The organism is Streptomyces filipinensis (assembly GCF_014649495.1).
Lineage (GTDB): Bacteria > Actinomycetota > Actinomycetes > Streptomycetales > Streptomycetaceae > Streptomyces > Streptomyces filipinensis.
Map to the genome: position 1 here is coordinate 1 of NZ_BMTD01000014.1, position 17,440 is coordinate 17,440.

Annotated in this window: 15 protein-coding genes; 11 read left to right on the forward strand and 4 right to left on the reverse strand. The window is 72.0% G+C overall.

Annotated elements, in window-relative coordinates; translation table 11 throughout:
* The first annotated feature begins 335 nt into the window (after positions 1-335).
* Positions 336-1,925 carry a phosphoglycerate dehydrogenase gene (gene serA / locus IE244_RS27655; protein WP_191876305.1) on the forward strand — a complete coding sequence of 530 codons (1,590 nt, stop codon included), beginning with the start codon at positions 336-338 and terminating at the stop codon, positions 1,923-1,925.
* 75 nt (positions 1,926-2,000) lie between these two features.
* Here the strand turns inward: serA and IE244_RS27660 are convergent, their stop codons facing one another.
* Positions 2,001-3,545 carry an MFS transporter gene (locus IE244_RS27660; protein ID WP_191876306.1) on the reverse strand — a complete coding sequence of 515 codons (1,545 nt, stop codon included), beginning with the start codon at positions 3,543-3,545 and terminating at the stop codon, positions 2,001-2,003.
* A 97-nt stretch (positions 3,546-3,642) separates the two neighbouring features.
* Between IE244_RS27660 and IE244_RS27665 the strand changes: the two genes are divergently transcribed.
* The 3 genes from IE244_RS27665 to IE244_RS27675 all read left to right on the forward strand — a co-directional run bounded on the left by IE244_RS27665 (position 3,643) and on the right by IE244_RS27675 (position 6,224).
* Complete coding sequence (locus IE244_RS27665) at positions 3,643-4,227, forward strand: TetR/AcrR family transcriptional regulator (protein ID WP_191876307.1); 585 nt, start codon at positions 3,643-3,645, stop codon at positions 4,225-4,227.
* A gap of 34 nt (positions 4,228-4,261) precedes the next feature.
* Entirely contained in the window at positions 4,262-4,519 is a 258-nt protein-coding gene (locus IE244_RS27670; RefSeq protein ID WP_191876308.1) for a hypothetical protein, read from the forward strand.
* Positions 4,520-4,637: 118 nt separating this feature from the next.
* Complete coding sequence (locus IE244_RS27675) at positions 4,638-6,224, forward strand: FAD-dependent monooxygenase (RefSeq protein ID WP_191876309.1); 1,587 nt, start codon at positions 4,638-4,640, stop codon at positions 6,222-6,224.
* A gap of 220 nt (positions 6,225-6,444) precedes the next feature.
* Here IE244_RS27675 and IE244_RS27680 read toward each other — a convergent pair whose 3' ends face one another.
* Entirely contained in the window at positions 6,445-7,641 is a 1,197-nt protein-coding gene (locus tag IE244_RS27680; protein ID WP_191876310.1) for a PucR family transcriptional regulator, read from the reverse strand.
* 181 nt (positions 7,642-7,822) lie between these two features.
* On the opposite strand from IE244_RS27680, the gene IE244_RS27685 reads away from it, so the two are divergent.
* The 3 genes from IE244_RS27685 (at position 7,823) to IE244_RS27695 (ending at position 11,081) form a co-directional block, all read left to right on the forward strand.
* Positions 7,823-8,749 carry a proline dehydrogenase family protein gene (locus IE244_RS27685; RefSeq protein ID WP_191876311.1) on the forward strand — a complete coding sequence of 309 codons (927 nt, stop codon included), beginning with the start codon at positions 7,823-7,825 and terminating at the stop codon, positions 8,747-8,749.
* Positions 8,750-8,788: 39 nt separating this feature from the next.
* Positions 8,789-10,420 carry an L-glutamate gamma-semialdehyde dehydrogenase gene (gene pruA / locus IE244_RS27690; RefSeq protein ID WP_191876312.1) on the forward strand — a complete coding sequence of 544 codons (1,632 nt, stop codon included), beginning with the start codon at positions 8,789-8,791 and terminating at the stop codon, positions 10,418-10,420.
* A 121-nt stretch (positions 10,421-10,541) separates the two neighbouring features.
* On the forward strand, positions 10,542-11,081 hold the full coding sequence (locus IE244_RS27695) for a GNAT family N-acetyltransferase (RefSeq protein ID WP_191876313.1): 540 nt from the start codon (positions 10,542-10,544) through the stop codon (positions 11,079-11,081).
* A gap of 45 nt (positions 11,082-11,126) precedes the next feature.
* On the opposite strand, the gene IE244_RS27700 is transcribed toward IE244_RS27695, so the two are convergent.
* A complete protein-coding gene (locus tag IE244_RS27700) occupies positions 11,127-12,119 on the reverse strand; it encodes an MDR family NADP-dependent oxidoreductase (RefSeq protein WP_191876314.1) in 993 nt (330 codons plus the stop codon).
* 103 nt (positions 12,120-12,222) lie between these two features.
* Between IE244_RS27700 and IE244_RS27705 the strand changes: the two genes are divergently transcribed.
* The 4 genes from IE244_RS27705 (at position 12,223) to IE244_RS27715 (ending at position 15,945) form a co-directional block, all read left to right on the forward strand.
* Positions 12,223-13,131: a LysR family transcriptional regulator gene (locus IE244_RS27705; protein WP_191876315.1), complete on the forward strand. Its 909-nt coding sequence runs from the start codon at positions 12,223-12,225 to the stop codon at positions 13,129-13,131.
* A 220-nt stretch (positions 13,132-13,351) separates the two neighbouring features.
* Positions 13,352-13,483 carry a hypothetical protein gene (locus IE244_RS42875; protein WP_107069346.1) on the forward strand — a complete coding sequence of 44 codons (132 nt, stop codon included), beginning with the start codon at positions 13,352-13,354 and terminating at the stop codon, positions 13,481-13,483.
* Between the two features lie 85 nt (positions 13,484-13,568).
* Entirely contained in the window at positions 13,569-14,612 is a 1,044-nt protein-coding gene (locus IE244_RS27710; protein ID WP_191876316.1) for a 3-isopropylmalate dehydrogenase, read from the forward strand.
* A gap of 244 nt (positions 14,613-14,856) precedes the next feature.
* A complete protein-coding gene (locus IE244_RS27715) occupies positions 14,857-15,945 on the forward strand; it encodes a branched-chain amino acid aminotransferase (RefSeq protein ID WP_031167140.1) in 1,089 nt (362 codons plus the stop codon).
* Here the strand turns inward: IE244_RS27715 and IE244_RS27720 are convergent.
* Positions 15,942-17,411, reverse strand: a complete 1,470-nt coding sequence (locus IE244_RS27720; RefSeq protein WP_191876317.1) for a cytosine permease — start codon at positions 17,409-17,411, stop codon at positions 15,942-15,944. The two genes, IE244_RS27715 and IE244_RS27720, sit on opposite strands and share 4 nt — an antisense overlap.
* Positions 17,412-17,440: the final 29 nt, after the last annotated feature.

Here is a 17,440-nt window from a genome sequence, read left to right on the forward strand (position 1 = left end):
GTACAAGCAGCAGGACTCCGAGCACCTGCTGGAGACCACCGGCAAGCAGCTGCGCAAGCTGATGAGCTGGGTGAACGAGGAGGCGTAAGCCTCACGGCAGGGGGTCGGGGCAGCTGCTCCGGCCCCCTGTTCCACAACCGGCGGCAGGGCTACAAAATGTAGATTCCCGTCCGGGTGATACTTCCGCGGTGGCGCAAAACGACGACCGCCGCGCCACTACACTGCTGCACAACATACGCGTCAGGCCCACAGCGTCGTGCGTCTTCCGCGGCTAGCCCCCTCCACCGCCAGCGGCCGTCGGGACGGCCGTCCGCATTGGACTTGTGAGGACTCACGTGAGCTCGAAACCCGTCGTACTCATCGCTGAAGAGCTGTCGCCCGCCACCGTCGACGCGCTTGGGCCGGACTTCGAGATCCGGCACTGCAACGGAGCCGACCGCGCCGAGCTGCTTCCCGCCATCGCCGACGTCGACGCGATCCTGATCCGTTCCGCCACCAAGGTCGACGCCGAGGCCATCGCCGCGGCGAAGAAGCTCAAGGTCGTCGCGCGCGCCGGCGTCGGCCTGGACAACGTCGACGTCTCCGCCGCCACCAAGGCCGGCGTGATGGTCGTCAACGCCCCCACCTCCAACATCGTGACCGCCGCCGAGCTCGCCTGCGGTCTGATCCTCGCCAGCGCCCGCAACATCCCGCAGGCCAACACCGCGCTGAAGAACGGCGAGTGGAAGCGCAGCAAGTACACCGGTGTCGAGCTGGCCGAGAAGACCCTCGGCGTCGTCGGCCTCGGCCGCATCGGTGCCCTGGTCGCCCAGCGCATGTCCGCCTTCGGCATGAAGGTCGTCGCCTACGACCCCTACGTGCAGCCCGCGCGGGCCGCGCAGATGGGCGTGAAGGTGCTGTCCCTGGACGAGCTGCTGGAGGTCTCCGACTTCATCACCGTCCACCTGCCCAAGACCCCCGAGACCCTCGGCCTCATCGGCGACGAGGCGCTGCGCAAGGTCAAGCCGAGCGTGCGTGTCGTCAACGCCGCGCGCGGCGGCATCGTGGACGAGGCGGCGCTGTACGCGGCGCTGAAGGAGGGCCGGGTCGCCGGCGCCGGTCTCGACGTGTACGCCAAGGAGCCGTGCACCGACTCGCCGCTGTTCGAGCTGGACCAGGTCGTCTGCACCCCGCACCTCGGCGCCTCCACCGACGAGGCCCAGGAGAAGGCCGGCATCGCCGTCGCCAAGTCGGTGCGCCTCGCGCTCGCCGGCGAGCTGGTGCCGGACGCGGTGAACGTGCAGGGCGGTGTCATCGCCGAGGACGTCAAGCCGGGTCTGCCGCTCGCCGAGCGCCTCGGCCGGATCTTCACCGCGCTCGCCGGTGAGGTCGCGGTCCGCCTCGACGTCGAGGTCTACGGCGAGATCACCCAGCACGACGTGAAGGTGCTGGAGCTGTCCGCGCTCAAGGGTGTCTTCGAGGACGTCGTCGACGAGACGGTGTCGTACGTCAACGCGCCGCTGTTCGCGCAGGAGCGCGGCGTCGAGGTCCGGCTGACCACCAGCTCCGAGTCGGCCGAGCACCGCAACGTCGTCACCGTGCGCGGCACGCTCGCGGACGGCGAGGAGGTGTCGGTCTCCGGCACGCTGGCCGGCCCGAAGCACGTCCAGAAGATCGTCGCGGTCGGCGACTACGACGTCGACCTCGCGCTCGCCGACCACATGGTCGTGCTGCGCTACGAGGACCGCCCCGGTGTCGTCGGCACCGTGGGCCGCATCCTCGGCGAGGCGGGCATCAACATCGCCGGCATGCAGGTCGCCCGCGCGGCGGTGGGCGGTGAGGCGCTGGCCGTGCTCACCGTCGACGACACGGTCACCGCCGGTGTGCTGGCCGAGGTGGCCGCCGAGATCGGTGCGACGTCCGCCCGCTCGGTGAACCTGGTCTGAGACCCTCGCACGACAAGCGCCGGACGGCCTGACCGATGTCAGCCCGTCCGGCGCTTTTGCGTGCCGTGAGGAACCTCAGACCACAGCCTCCTCGGCCTCCGCCGCCGGCGTCTCCCGCACGTGGATCCGGCGCAGGGTCGTCGCCGCCGCGATCGCCGCGAGGAGCAGGACCGCCGTGCCCGCGAGGGCGGCGCCGTGCATGCCGGTGGTGAACGCCTCCCGGGCCGCCGTCGCCAGGGCGTCTCCCGCACGCCCCGGCAGGTGTCCGGCGACGGCCAGCGCGCCGCCCAGGGTCTCGTGGGCCTCGGCCGGGGCCGAGGACGGCATCTCGTGGCGGTAGACCGCCGTACCGATGGAGCCGAGGACCGCCATGCCCAGCGCGCCGCCGAACTCCTGGCCGGTCTCCAGCAGGGAGGAGGCGGCGCCCGCCTTCTCCACCGGGGCCGCGCCCATGGCCAGGTCGGTCATCTGCGACATCACCATGACGATGCCGGAGGCCAGGACGCCGCAGGCGGCGAGGACGAGCCAGAGGGAGTCCGTGCCGGCCAGGGCCAGCAGGCCGTAGCCCACCGCGGCGATGACGAAGCCCGAGGTGACCACGTAGGCGCGGTTGACGCCCTTCTGGACCAGGGCGGTCGCGATCGGGGCCGCCATGCCGATCGGCACCGAGGGCAGCAGCGCCCACAGGGCCGCCTCCATCGCGCTCTTGCCGAGCACCGACTGCAGGTACTGCGTGGTGAAGAAGGCCGAACCCATCATCGCGAACGCGGAGACGAGGTTCAGGACCACCGCGGGGGCGAAGCCCCGGCCGCGGAACAGGGCCGGCGAGATCATCGGCGAGGCGGCCGTCCGCTGGCGGTGGACGAAGAGGACCGCGAAGAGCAGGCCGACGGTGACCGAGACGACGTACTGCGGGTGCCAGCCCTCGGACGGGATCTCCTTGAGGCCGTAGATCACCGGGAGCACCGCCGCCAGCGACAGCGGCACGCTCACGAGGTCGAAGCGGCCGGGCTCAGGGTTCCTCGACTCGGGGAGCAGGAGCGGACCGAGGACCAGCAGCAGGGCCATCGCGGGCAGGTTGACCAGGAAGACCGAGCCCCACCAGAAGTACTGGACCAGCACACCGCTCAGCACGGAGCCCAGTGCGATGCCGCCGGTCATCACGCCGGACCAGATGCCGATCGCCTTCGCCCGCTGCCCGGGGTCGGTGAACATCGTGCGGACGAGCGCCATCGTCGAGGGCATCAGGGTCGCCCCGCCGATACCGAGGACCGCGCGGGCCGCGATCAGGGTCTCGGCGCTGTTCGCGTAGGCCGCGACCAGGGACGCGGCCCCGAAGGCCGCGGCGCCGATCAGGAGGAGCTTGCGGCGGCCGATGCGGTCGCCCAGCGAACCCATCGTCATCAGCAGGCCGGCCAGGACGAAGGCGTAGATGTCGAAGATCCACAGCTGCTGGGTGCCGCTCGGGGCGAGGTCCGCGCTGATCGCCGGGATGGCGAAGTAGAGGACCGAGACGTCCATGGAGACCAGCAGCAGCGGAAGCATCAGCACCGCGAGCGCGGTCCATTCGCGGCGACCGGCGCGTCCGGCAGGGGAGTTGGTGCTCGTCGAGTGGGTCATGCCGATGACTGTACGGGCGTCTTAAACACTTGTCTAGAACGAATGTATAAGTCATCCGTCTAGGACGCTCGTATGGATCGGCGGTAGGGTGGGACGCATGGGACACCGTGAGGATCTGCTCGAAGGCGCCAAGCGCTGCCTGCTGGAGAAGGGGTTCCTGCGCACGACCGCGCGGGACATCGTCAAGGAGTCGGGCACCAACCTGGCGTCGATCGGCTACCACTACGGGTCGAAGGCCGAGTTGCTGGTGCAGGCCTACGTCGCGCTGATCGAGGAGGTGGGGGAGCGGTTCGACCCCGGGCTCGGCGGGACGGTGACGCAGCCCCCCGGGTCGCTGGAGCGCTTCCAGGAGGTGTGGACGAGCATCATCCGCACGGTGCCCGACTCCCGGGCGATCTGGCTGCTCAGCTTCGAGCTCATGTTCCAGGACGAGCGGCTGGAGCAGGTGCGCAAGCTCCTGGCCGAGGCGCAGAAGGAGGGCCGCGCGGGGCTCGCCGCCATGTTCAGCGGTGTCCCGGAGGCCGAACTCGACCCGGAGGCGGTCGATACCGAGGGGCGCCTCTACCAGACGCTGCTCAACGGCCTCATGGTCCAGTGGCTCTTCGACCCGGACTCGGCCACCACCGCCGAGCAGCTGACGGCGGGGCTGCGCCGGGTGATCGACGGGGTCGGCAACAGCTAGCAGCGCCGGCTGCGTACGGATCGGCGGCGTCCCGGTGACCTGTGCGGGCAACGGCGTCCGGGGCCCGCTGACCCTGGACGCCGACACCGGCGGCTTCTCGGTCACCGGCAACGCGGTCACCGGCCCGGTGCGGATCACCGGCAACAGCGGCAGCGGCCCGCTCCCCGAGGAGTCCACGCCCGCCTTCGTGGACGACCAGGTCGACGGTCCGCTGTCCTGCGACGGCAGCGCGCCGGAACTGCGGCAGAGCGGCAACACGGTGAGCGGGCCACGGTCCGGACAGTGCCGGTGAGCCGTTGACGTGCGTACGCGCCGGTACGCGCTGAACGCGCCGGTGCGCGGATTGCGGGCGGCCGTCGGGTGCGGGAGATTGACCCCATGTGCCCGAATCGCCAGGAACCCTGGCCGAGATGCCCGTAGCGGACACCCGGACGGCGGTGCTGATCGTCGGGGCCGGCCCGGTGGGGCTCACCGCCCGCGCCCTGCTGGAACGCTGGGGCGTGCGGACGCTGCTGGTCGAGCGGCATGGCGAGCTGTCACCGTTTCCCCGGTCACGGCTGGTCAACGTGCGCTCGATGGAGATCTTCCGGGGGCTGGGGCTCGCCGACCGGATCACCGCCAGGGCGTTCGCGCCGCGCTACGGCCGGGTCCGCTTCCGTGACACCCTGAGCGGCCGCGACTTCGCCACGGCGGCGATGGCCGCGGTGCACGCACCGGTGCCGGAGAGCCCCGTGACCGGCGTGGTCACCTCGCAGGACCGGCTGGAGCCCGTCCTGCTCGGCGCGGCGGACACGCCGGTGCGGTTCGGGACCGGGCTCGCCGGCCTGACCGAGGAGGACGACGCCGTCGTCGCGCGGCTCGCCGACCACCGCACCGGCGCCGAGACGCGGATCCGCGCCCGGTACGTCCTCGCCGCCGACGGCGCGCACTCCACCGTCCGGCGGCTGCTGGGCATCGGCACCGCCGGCCCGGGCGCGCTCGGGGACGCCACCACCGTGGTGTTCGACGCCGACCTGGACCGCTGGTGCGCCCGGCAGCCCGCCGGGGTCTACTTCACCCCGCACGGCTCCTTCATGCCGCTCTACCCCGAAGGAGGCTGGGCCTGGTTCGGCCCCACGCCCGACGGCGCCGGGGACACCGACTGGGCCGGCCTCGTGGCGCGCGCCCTCGGCCCCGGCACCGGCGTACGGCCCCGGGTGCTGCGTGTCCAGCACTGGGTGATGGAGGCGTTCGTCGCCGAGCGGCTCCTGCACGGCCGGGTCCTGCTGGCCGGCGATGCCGCACACGCGGTCCCGGTCATCGGCGGCCTGGGCATGAACGCCGGCGTGGCCGACGTGCACAACCTGTGCTGGAAACTGGCGGGCGTGCTCCAGGGCTGGGCCGGGCCGGGGCTGCTGGCCACCTACGAGCCGGAACGGCACCCCGTCGCCCACGAGACGCTCCGCCAGGCGGTGGCCAACGCCCAGCTCCTGCGCGAGGTGCAGCGCCGCCGGCTCGCACAGCTGCGGGCCGGGGGAGCGGTGCCGGACCCGGTCGAAACCCCCTGGGCGGACCGGTACTTCGCCCAACTGGGCCTGGTGCTCGGCGCCGTCTACCGCTCCGCCGCCGTCCTCCCCACCGACCAGCCGCCCACCCGGCCCTCCGACCCCGGCACGGACCCCGGCCCCGGCTCCGGTACGGACTACGTGCCCACCGCGGATCCGGGGCGGCGCCTGCCGCACCTCTGGCTCGGCGACGACCGCTCCACGCTGGACACCGTCGGCGCGTGGTTCACCCTGCTCACCCCGGACCCCGCCGCCTGGGCGCAGCGCACGGCCGGGTCCGTCCCGCTGCGCGTCGAGCCACTGCCCCGCGAGCACACCGAGCCGTACGGCCTCGGCCCGCGCGGCGCCCTGCTCGTCCGGCCGGACGGGCACATCGCAGCCCGCTGGCCCGACCGCCCCCCGACCACCACGCCCCTCCCCGACGCCCTGGCCGGTCTTACCGGCCGCCCTTGACGCCCTGGCCGGACGGGACGACATCCCCATCCGCCGGCCCGACCGTCCGCGGGCGGCCATGCCCCTCGCCGCCACCTTGGCCGTTCTTCCGGGCCGCCTGTGGCACGTTCGGCGGGGTGGGATGACCTTGCCGCGCGCTGGCCCGACCGCTCACCAAACGCCACGACCTCTTCTCGGCGCCCTGGCCGGTCTTACCGGGCGTCCCTGATGTCCCGGCCGGTCACAGTCGGGCCCGCTTCAGGGCCATGTGCAGGAGGAGGCGGTCCTCGCCGTCGTCCAGGTCCAGGCCGGTCAGCTGCTCGACCCGGGACAGGCGGTAGTACAGGGTCTGCCGGTGGATGCCCAGTTCGGCGGCCGTGCGGCCGGCCTGCCCCGCGCGGTCGAGATAGACCTCCGCGGTGCGGGCGAGCTCCCGGTGGGCGGGGGAGAGGAGCGGGCCGACCACGGGATCGTGCGCGGACTCGGGCGGCAGCGCGGTCAGCAGCCGGTACGGCCCGATGCGGGCCCACTGGGCGATGGGCCCGAAGCGCGGCTCGGCCAGCGCGGCGCGCGCCGCCGCCGCGGCCTCCTGCCACACCGTCCCCAGTTCGGTGAGACCGACGCGGGGCTCGCCGACCCCGGCGGCCGCCGCTGCCACCCGGGCGCCGGCCCCGCGCGCCGTCTCGGCCTCCTTCAGCACCCGCCCGGCCGCCGCCAGCGCGGGTGTGCTCGTCTGGGTGGTCCGCAGCCGGATCAGCAGCGCGAGGCTCTGCCCCGACACCCCCCAGGGAAGGGTGCACAGCGCCGCCGTGTGGGGGATCGTACGGGCGGCCGGGGCGTCGTCCGGGTCGGCGGACGGCCAGGGGGCGACGCACACCAGGGTGACGGGTCCGTCCGCGCGTGCGCCGAGCGCGGTGCGCAGCTCGGCCACCGCCATGTCCCGCTGCCAGCCGCGTTCCGCGGTCAGCACCGCCCGCAGCTCCCGGCTCAGCCCGGCCCCGGCCTCCGCCTCGTCGGCGAGCAGCGCGCCGATCCGGCCGGCCACCTGCATCGCGGCGGCCAGCTGCGCGTCCGTCGGCCCCGGATCGCCGTCCAGCAGCCAGACGTAGCCGAGGACGACCCCCCGATGGCGTACCGGCAGGCAGATCCGGCCGCGGTACACGCCGGCCTCGGGGCTCGGCGGGATGCGCACCGGGCCGGTCGCGCGGGTGATGCCGAAGCCCTCGAACCACGACCGGACCGTCGCCGTGGAGCGGCGGGTGAGGATCGAGCGGGTGCGCACCGGGTCCAGCGCCGAGGGATCCAGCTCGTCGTCGCTGTCGTACGCGCCGAAGACGATCAGCTCGAAGTCGCGGTTCTCCAGGGTCGCCGGGAAGCCCAGCAGCTCCGAGATCTCGTCCACCAGTTCCTGGTAGTCCGCCTTGTATTCCGCCGCCACTCGGGCATTCTCTCCCATTTTCCGGCGCCTTCATACATCTGTCTGAGATCCCGGGCACGGATGCGTGACAGCTGTCGATGGCTCACGATCGGAGAGATCCTTAGGTTTCACGGTGGTTCTCCGTGCCGTACCCGAAACGTCGGGTGACGGCCCATTTGATGCTTGTCTGTGGAGGTGCCCCGTGCTGGGTCCCGTGATTCTCGCCGCGTCGCGCAGCGACCGGATGCGACGCCTGATCTCGGCGGCCCCGGTGACCAAGCAGGTCGTCGACCGCTTCATACCCGGCGAGACCGTGGCCGACATCGTCCCGATCATCGAGGACCTGACGGCCAAGGGCCTGGAGCTGACGATGGACGTCGTCGGCGAGGACATCACCACCCCCGAGCAGGCCACCCACGCCCGCGACGCCTACCTGGCGCTGATCGACCACCTCAAGGAGCTGCAGCTGGGCGAGCGGGTCGAGATGTCCGTCAAGCTGTCCATGTTCGGCCAGGCGCTGGAGGGCGGCCACGAGCTGGCGCTCGGCAACGTCCGCCCGGTCGTCGAGGCCGCCGCCGCCATCGGTACGACCGTGACACTGGACGCCGAGGACCACACCACCCTCGACTCGATGTTCGCCATCCACGACGAGCTGCGGAAGGACTTCCCGCAGACCGGCTGCGTCATCCAGGCCTACCTCTTCCGCACCGAGGCGGACGCCCGCCGCCTCGCCGCCTCCGGCAGCCGGGTCCGCCTGGTCAAGGGCGCCTACAAGGAGCCCGCCGAGGTCGCCTACCAGCAGAAGCACGAGATCGACAAGGCGTACGTCCGTATCCTGAAGACGCTGATGGAGGGCGAGGGGTACCCGATGATCGGGTCCCACGACCCGCGTCTGATCGCCATCGCCCAGGAGCTGGCCCACCAGGCCGGCCGCAAGCTGGACGAGTACGAGTTCCAGATGCTGTACGGCATCCGCAGCGACGAGCACCTGCGGCTGGCCGCCGAGGGCCACCGCATGCGCGTCTACACCGCCTACGGCACCGACTGGTACGGCTACTTCATGCGGAGGCTTGCCGAGAAGCCGGCGAACCTGCGCTTCTTCGTCCGGTCGATGGTCAGCAAGGGCTGAGCCCGAACACCCGCTCAAGTTCAAGGAGTCAAGGATCTCATGGACGCTGTGACCCAGGTCCCCACCCCCGTCAACGAGCCGGTGCACGGCTACGCCCCCGGCTCGCCCGAGCGCGCCCGGCTGGAGGCCAAGCTCAAGGAGCTGGCCGAGAACCCGATCGAACTGCCGATGACCATCGGCGGCGAGAAGCGGATGGGCGGCGGCGAGCCCTTCGAGGTCGTGCAGCCGCACAACCACAAGGCCGTCATCGGCACCGGCCGCCACGCCACCCAGCAGGACGCGACGGACGCCATCGACGCGGCCCTGGCCGCCGCCCCGGCCTGGCGCGCGATGTCCTTCGACGACCGTGCCGCGATCATCCTGCGCGCCGCCGAGCTGCTGGCCGGCCCGTGGCGGGAGACGATCGCCGCCTCCACCATGCTGGGTCAGTCGAAGACCGCCCAGCAGGCCGAGATCGACTCCCCCTGTGAGCTGGTCGACTTCTGGCGGTTCAACGTCCACTACGCCCGGCAGATCCTCGCCGAGCAGCCCCCGGCGAACTCCCCGGGCGTCTGGAACCGCCTGGACCACCGCCCGCTGGAGGGCTTCGTCTACGCGATCACGCCGTTCAACTTCTCGGCGATCGCCGCCAACCTGCCGACCGCGCCCGCGCTGATGGGCAACGTCGTGCTCTGGAAGCCGTCGCCCACGCAGACGCACGCCGCCGTGCTGCTCATGCAGCTGCTGGAGGAGGCCGGTCTGCCCAAGGGCGTCATCAACCTCGTCACCGGCGACGGCATCGAGGTCTCCAAGGTGGCTCTTGAGCACCGCGACCTCGCGGGCATCCACTTCACCGGCTCGACCAAGACCTTCCAGTACCTGTGGAAGACGGTCGGCAACAACATCGAGAAGTACCGCTCCTACCCGCGTCTGGTCGGCGAGACCGGCGGCAAGGACTTCCTGGTCGCCCACCCGAGCGCCGACCGCGCCGTCCTGAAGACCGCCCTCACCCGCGGTGCCTTCGAGTACCAGGGCCAGAAGTGCTCGGCCACCTCCCGTGCGTACATCCCGGCCTCCATCTGGAACTCCGGCTTCAAGGAGGAGTTCGCGGCCGAGGTCGACTACCTGACCATGGGTGACGTCACCGACCTGTCGAACTTCATCGGCGCCGTGATCGACGACCGCTCGTTCGCCAAGAACAAGGCCGCGATCGACCGTGCCAAGGAGGACCCGACCTGCACGATCGTCGCGGGCGGCACCTACGACGACTCGGTCGGCTACTTCGTCCGCCCGACCGTCGTCGAGTGCTCCGACCCCGAGAACGAGGTCTTCCGCACCGAGTACTTCGGTCCGTTCCTCGCCGTGCACGTCTACGAGGACGAGAAGTACGACGAGATGCTGACCCAGATGGAGTCGGTGTCGGACTACGCGCTGACCGGTTCGGTCATCTCCAACGACCGCGCCGCGGCCGCGTACACGATGGAGAAGCTCCGCTTCGCCGCGGGCAACTTCTACATCAACGACAAGTCGACCGGCGCCGTCGTCGGCCAGCAGCCCTTCGGCGGCGGCCGTGCCTCCGGCACCAACGACAAGGCCGGCGCCCCGCAGAACCTGCTGCGCTGGACCCTGACCCGCGCCATCAAGGAGACGCTGGTCCCGCCGACCGACTACGCCTACCCGCACATGGGCTGACAGCCCCCTCGAACACGGGCCGGGAGGCCTGCCACCGAGCAGGCCTCCCGGCCCGTTTCCAACTCCCGGCGGCCACACGGTCCCCTGCCGGCGCGGGCCGGTGACGGGCGACCATGGGGGCATGGACATCCGACTGCGCCTCGTGCACACCGCCGGCCTCGAACCCGCCGAACTCGGCCGTGTCCGCGCCCTGTTGGACACGGCCTTCGACGGGGAGTTCTCCGCCGAGGACTGGGATCACGGACTCGGCGGGCTGCACGTGCTGGCCGAGGACGGGGACGGGCTCGCCGCGCACGGGGCCCTGGTGATGCGGCGCGTGCGGCATCGCGGGCGCTGGCTGCGCACCGGTTACGTCGAAGCCGTCGCCGTACGGGCCGACGTGCGGCGCACCGGACTCGGCGGGCGGGTGACGGGCGAACTGGAGCGGGTGATCGGCCGGGCGTACGACCTCGGCGCTCTCTCCGCCAGTGCGCAGGGGGCCCGGCTGTACTCCGCCCGGGGCTGGCGGCGGTGGGCCGGACAGGTGCACGCCCTCTCGCCGGACGGGATCGTACGGCTGCCGGAGGAGGAGGGCGGCGTGTACCTGTGGCCCGCGCTCGCCGGGCCGCTCGACCCGGACGGGGAACTGGTCTTCGACTGGCGCGACGGCGACGTGACCTGACGACGGCATGTCCGGACGGCGGCGTGCCCCGACGGCGACGGGTCGTCAGGCGGCGCGGACCAGGATCTTGCCCGTGTTGCCGCCGCGCAGCATCAGCAGGAACGCCTCCACGATCCGCTCGAACCCGTCGACCACCGTCTCGTCCGCCGTCAGCGCCCCGCTGCGCAGATGCGGTACGGCGAAGTCGTACAGCTCGTCCTGCGCGTCCCGGTGGCCGCTCACCAGGAAGCCCTCGATGCGCAGGCTCTTCTCCACGACGGCGGCGTGGTCGAAGACGACCGGCGGGGCGTCCGGGGTGTTGTACTGGCTGATCGTGCCGACCCGCACCACCCGGCCCCGTTCGCGCAGCGCGCCGATCGCCGCGCCGAGCTGGTCGCCGCCGACGTTGTCCACGAAGACGTCGATGCCGGTCGGGGCGGCCTCGGCCAGCAGGTCGGCGACCGGGGCCGTGCGGTAGTCGAAGGCGCTGTCGTAACCGGCCTGTTCCGTCAGGTACGCCACCTTCGCGGGACTGCCCGCGCTGCCGATCACGCGTCCCGCGCCGAGCAGCCGGGCGAAGCGGCCGGCCGCCGTGCCGACCCCGCCGGCCGCGCCGGAGACGAACACGTCCTCGCCCTCGCGCAGCCGGGCGACGCGGGTGAGGGCGACGTACGCGGTCAGACCCGTGCCGCCCAGCACGCTCAGGTACGCCGACAACGGGACGCCGGGGTGGTGGGGGAGCCGTCTGACCTCCTCCGGGCGGACCACGGAGTGCGTGCGCCAGCCCTGGCGGTGGAAGACGACCTCACCCTCGGGCAGGTCCGGTGTGCGCGAGGCGAGGACACGGCCGAGGGTGCGGCCCTCCAGCGGGGCGTGGAGGGCGAAGTCGCCGTCCATCATCTCGCGGTGGTACGGGTCCACGGACCAGTAGAGGTTCTCCACCAGGGCCGTGCCGGGCGCCGGTTCAGGCACCGGGGACTCGGCGAAGCGGAAGTGGTCCGCGGTGGGGAAGCCGGTGGGGCGGGCGGTCTGCTGCACGGTGAGCGCGATCTCGGTCATGCGGGGGACGCTAGGGAGGAATGCCGGGGCCGGGCAGGGGGTTGGGCTCATGGAACGCGCCGATCCATGAAGCGCCCTCATACACGCAGGTGGGAGACCCCGAGTGGCAGCAGCCGACCTTGCCCCGCAGGAACTGAGGATCCTGGTCGCGGTGGCCGACGAGGGCGGGTTCTCCACGGCGGCCGTCCGGCTCGGGGCCACCCAGTCGGCCGTCTCCCACGCCGTGCGGGGGATCGAGCGGAAGCTGGGCGTGGTGCTGTTCGAGCGCGGGCGGTTCGGTGCCCGGCCGACGCCCGCGGGGGAGCGGGCCGCTGCCCATGCGCGGCGGGTGCTGCGGATGCTGGAGGCCCTGGCCGCCGACGTCCGCGATGCGGACACCGGTGAGAGCTCCGGACCGCTGCGGATCGCCGCCTTCCGCAGCGCGGCCCTGCATCTGCTGCCGCCCGCCCTGGAACGGCTCGCCGAGCGGCACCCCGGTGTCGAGGTGACCGTCACCGTCGTACGCGAACTGGGCGCGGGCACCGCGGGAGAGGTCGCCGCGGGACGGGCCGACCTCGGGATCGCCACCCTGAGCGGGCCGCCGCCGGCCGGACTGGTCGGCGGGGTGCTGCTCCAGGAGCCGTACTCCCTGGTCCATCCGGCGGGGCACCGGGACCCGCGCGCCCTCCCGCTCGTCGACTGGGCGGAGAACTGCGGCTCCTACACGCGTGCCTGGTGGGCCGCCCAGGACTGGATCCCGGCGGCGACCGTCAGCGCCGAGGACGACGGCGCGGTGCTGTCCATGGTGGGCAGCGGGCTCGGCATGGCGATCATGCCGGCGCTCTCCCTCACCGGTGCGCCGCCCGCCGTGGAGATCACCGACCTCGGGCCGGACCGCCCCCACCGCTCCGTCGGCTACGTCACCACCAGGGAACTGGCCACCACCGCCGCCGTACGGGCCCTGATCCGCACCCTGCGTTCCCTCCGAACGCCCACCCCTGAACGCGCGGAATCCCAGGTCAGAGAGGTGTGACCCGGCCTGCCGTCTCAGATAGTAGGAAGTCCGAGTAATTGTGCAGACAGAAGCGGGAGACTCCCTTACTTTTGTAGGAGCCGAACGTCTCGCTCGATCCAGCGAATGGCGGTCGTGAGCCGGGCCCTGTGCAGGTAACCCCTGCGGCCGTCGCTCGCCGCCTCTCCGGCGTCTCCCTGCCCCTCTGCGTGCTCCATGTTTGCCGAAGGAGACGATTTCCATGGCCGAGACGACCATCCGCCGCCGCGTCCGCCACGCGTCCCGCACGAGCGAGTCCGACCGCAAGAACGCCGCCGCCGCCCTCCAGCGCGCCCTCGACCGCCGTGACAACGGCGGCGAGACCGGCCACTGAACCCGCCCGCCGGAGGACACCCGTCCGGGTGTCCGAATGGTGGAAGGGTCATGTCAGCACCTGGGACGAGGAGTAGGGTGCCCGCATGTCTCGCAGCATCAATCTCGCAGTGATCCCGGGTGACGGCATCGGCCAGGAGGTCGTGTCCGAAGGTCTCAAGATCCTCTCCGCAGTCCTGCCGCAGGATGTGAAGCTGGAGACCAAGGAGTACGACTTCGGCGCCCGGCGCTACCACGCCACGGGTGAGACCCTCACCGACGCCGACCTCGACGCGCTGAAGCGGCACGACGCCATCCTGCTCGGCGCCATCGGCGACCCGTCGGTGCCGTCCGGCGTCCTGGAGCGCGGCTTCCTGCTCAAGCTCCGCTTCGCCTTCGACCACCACGTCAACCTCCGCCCGTCGAAGCTGCTGCCCGGCGTCGCCACGCCGCTCGCCGGCCAGCCGCAGATCGACTTCGTCGTCGTCCGCGAGGGCACCGAGGGCCCGTACACGGGCAACGGCGGCACCATCCGCAAGGGCACCGAGCACGAGGTCGCCACCGAGGTGTCGGTCAACACGGCCTACGGTGTCGAGCGCGTGGTCCGCGACGCCTTCGCCCGCGCCCAGGCCCGCCCGCGCAAGAAGCTCACGCTGGTCCACAAGAACAACGTGCTGGCCTTCGCCGGGCACCTGTGGACGAACGTCTTCAACAAGGTGGCCCAGGAGTTCCCCGAGGTCACCACCGACTACATCCACGTCGACGCGGCCACGATCTACCTGGTCACCGACCCGGGCCGGTTCGACGTCATCGTCACCGACAACCTCTTCGGCGACATCATCACCGACCTCGCCGCGGCCGTCTCCGGCGGCATCGGCGTGGCCGCCTCCGGCAACATCAACCCCAGCGGCGCGTTCCCGTCCATGTTCGAGCCCGTCCACGGCTCGGCCCCGGACATCGCCGGGCAGGGCAAGGCCGACCCCACCGCGACGGTCCTGTCCGTCGCCCTGCTGCTGCGCCACCTCGGCTACGCCGGCGAGGCCGACCGCATCGAAGCCGCGGTCGCCGCCGACCTCACCGAGCGCGCCTCGCTGGGCGCCCGCAGCACCGCGCAGATCGGCGACGCGCTCGCCGCCCGAGTAGCCGGCTGACCCGGCACCCCCTCCCCACAAGCCGCCGGGTCGCTGCCGCACCCGGCGGCTTTTCCTGTGCCTCGCCGGGTGCCACCATCAACCCCTGGGCCGCTTTCACCCTGGTTCCGTCCACCGCTGCCTCCGCGCGATAATCGAACGCGGAGCCGCGGTATGAGGGAAAGCTCGGACGTCCTAACACTGGCCACCGGTCGTGCGGGCGTGTCTGCGGCCTGTCACTACAACCGGTGAAGGACAACCACTCATGACGACGCCCACGATCGAGCTCAAGCCCTCCGCCCACCCGCTCGCCGCCGCGGAGCGCGAGGCGATCCTGGCCAACCCCGGATTCGGCCGCCACTTCACCGACCACATGGTGACCATCAGGTGGACCGAGGGCCGCGGCTGGCACGACGCCCAGCTCGTTCCGTACGGCCCGATCTCCCTCGACCCCTCCACCCACGTCCTGCACTACGGCCAGGAGATCTTCGAGGGCCTGAAGGCCTACCGGCAGCCCGACGGCTCGATCGCGGTCTTCCGCCCCGAGGCCAACGCCCGCCGCTTCCGCAACTCCGCCCGCCGCATGGCCATGGCCGAGCTGCCCGAGGAGCTGTTCATCGCCGCGCTGGACGCGCTGCTCACCCAGGACGCCGGCTGGGTCCCGCCGCACGGCGGCGAGGAGTCCCTCTACCTGCGCCCGTTCATGTTCGCCACGGAGGCCGCGCTCGGTGTCCACCCGGCGAACGAGTACCTGTTCATGCTGATCGCCTCCCCGTCCGGCGCCTACTTCGCGGGCGGCGTGAAGCCGGTCACCATCTGGGTCTCCGAGGACCACGTCCGCGCCGTCCCGGGCGGCACCGGCGACGCCAAGACCGGCGGCAACTACGCCGCCTCCCTGCTGCCGCAGGCCGAGGCCGCCGCACACGGCTGCGACCAGGTCGTCTACCTCGACGCGGTCTCCCGCACCAAGGTCGAGGAGAGCGGCAGCATGAACGTCGCCTTCGTCTACGGCGACCGGATCGTCACCCCCGAGCTCACCGGCTCGATCCTGGAGGGCATCACCCGCGACTCCCTGCTCCAGGTCGCCCGCGACCTCGGCTACAAGGCCGAGGAAGGGGTCATCACCCTCCAGCAGTGGCGTGAGGACGCCGCATCCGGCGCCCTCACCGAGGTCTTCGCCTGCGGCACCGCGGCCGTGGTCACGCCCATCGGTCACGTCAAGACCAAGACGGACGCCTGGACCCACGGCGACGGCGCTCCCGGCGCGGTCACCGTCCGCCTGCGCGAGGCCCTCCTCGGCCTGCAGCGCGGGATGACGGAGGACAAGCACGGCTGGATGCACAAGGTCGGTTAAGAGCGCGGTTCGAATTGCCGTGAAGGGGCGTCGGGCGTCTGCGGGGCCGTGGTGGCTGATCGCGCAGTTCCCCGCGCCCCTTCGCGGCGTTCGGCGAGCGTCAGCGACACGTACACCGCGCCCCCCACGAGCCCCGACAGCAGGAAGCTGCAGTCCACCCCGCCGGTCAGGCGCAGGAGCGGGCCCTGGTACGACGGCAGGGACACCGCGAGCAGGCCGACCCCGGCACCCACCGCCCAGGACACGGCCGCCCGGAGGTTCCAGCCCGCCCGGTACCAGTAGATCCCGCCCTGTGAACGGCGGTTGAAGACCTGCAGGGCGTCGGCGTCGTAGACCCCGCGGCAGCGGGCGAAGCCGATGAGGGTGATGACGGCCCACGGGGTGCCGATGGCGGTGAGCAGCAGGACGAAGGACGTCATGGCGGACTGCGCGTTCCAGGCGTAGTGGCCGACGAAGACGCAGGCGGTGGCGACGACGGCGACCGTGTAGGTGGCGCGGGCGCGGGAGGCCCTCGGCAGGATGGCGTCCAGGTCGAGGCCCATCGAGTACAGCATCAGGCCCGCGTTGCCGACCGAGCCGGCCGAGGCGGACAGCAGCAGCGGGACCAGGTACCAGGCGGGAGAGGCCGACACCAGCGGACCGGCGTAGTCGAGCGCCGCGTGGGCCGCGTACGCCGTGAACGTGCCGAACAACTGCGGCACCAGCAGGCCGAGGACCAGACCGAGCCAGGTGGCGTGCAGCACGCGGCGGCTGGAGTACCGGGACGGCGAGATGTAGCGGGTGTAGTCGCCGAGCAGCGTGATGAAGGCGATGGGGCCGGACAGGCCCGCGGCCACGGCGGCCAGGAACCAGGTCGGCCAGAAGGAGCCGAGCAGATACCCGCCCGTGCCCGGGAGCGCGGCGGTGCTGAAGTGCGGGGCGTAGGCGAAGACGCCCAGCACCAGCAGGGACGTCATGCCGATCGCCAGCACCTTGGACATCGCGAGCAGCACCCGGTAGCCGTACACCGCGCCGGCGACGGTCGCCGTGGCGAGCACCGCGTAGACGACGGCGTACGACACCCCGTCCGCGGGCAGCCCGAACAGCCGGCCGAGCACGCTCAGCATCACGTCGCCGCCGATCCACACGGTCAGCGCGGTGTACCCGAGGGCCAGCAGCAGGCCGACGACCGAGCCGACCAGCCGGCCCCGCACCCCGAACTGGGCGCCGGACGACGTGGAGAGGTTGGTCGCGGTGCGCAGGGAGACCAGCGCGAGCGGTGCGGTGAAGAGGGTGCCGACGACCGTGCCCGCCAGGACGGAGCTCACCGACGCCCACCAGCCGAGCCCGAAGGACGGCGGCAGCCAGCCGAAGATGATCACCCCGAGGCAGAGGTTGGAGCCGAGCAGGATCGAGACGAGGTCGCGCGGACCGCTGGTCCGCTCCTCGTCCGGGATGGTGTCGACTCCGCGCTGTTCTATCGGCATGGCTGGTCTCCTTCGACGCCGCCTGAGAG

Excerpts from the sequence above, each read along its gene's own strand:
- IE244_RS27660 (WP_191876306.1), bottom strand. The coding sequence starts at position 3,545 with ATGACCCACTCGACGAGCACCAACTCCCCTGCCGGACGCGCCGGTCGC.
- IE244_RS27665 (WP_191876307.1), top strand. The coding sequence starts at position 3,643 with ATGGGACACCGTGAGGATCTGCTCGAAGGCGCCAAGCGCTGCCTGCTG.
- IE244_RS27675 (WP_191876309.1), top strand. The coding sequence starts at position 4,638 with ATGCCCGTAGCGGACACCCGGACGGCGGTGCTGATCGTCGGGGCCGGC.
- pruA (WP_191876312.1), top strand. The coding sequence starts at position 8,789 with ATGGACGCTGTGACCCAGGTCCCCACCCCCGTCAACGAGCCGGTGCAC.
- IE244_RS27695 (WP_191876313.1), top strand. The coding sequence starts at position 10,542 with ATGGACATCCGACTGCGCCTCGTGCACACCGCCGGCCTCGAACCCGCC.
- IE244_RS27700 (WP_191876314.1), bottom strand. The coding sequence starts at position 12,119 with ATGACCGAGATCGCGCTCACCGTGCAGCAGACCGCCCGCCCCACCGGC.
- IE244_RS42875 (WP_107069346.1), top strand. The coding sequence starts at position 13,352 with ATGGCCGAGACGACCATCCGCCGCCGCGTCCGCCACGCGTCCCGCACG.
- IE244_RS27710 (WP_191876316.1), top strand. The coding sequence starts at position 13,569 with ATGTCTCGCAGCATCAATCTCGCAGTGATCCCGGGTGACGGCATCGGC.
- IE244_RS27715 (WP_031167140.1), top strand. The coding sequence starts at position 14,857 with ATGACGACGCCCACGATCGAGCTCAAGCCCTCCGCCCACCCGCTCGCC.
- IE244_RS27720 (WP_191876317.1), bottom strand. The coding sequence starts at position 17,411 with ATGCCGATAGAACAGCGCGGAGTCGACACCATCCCGGACGAGGAGCGG.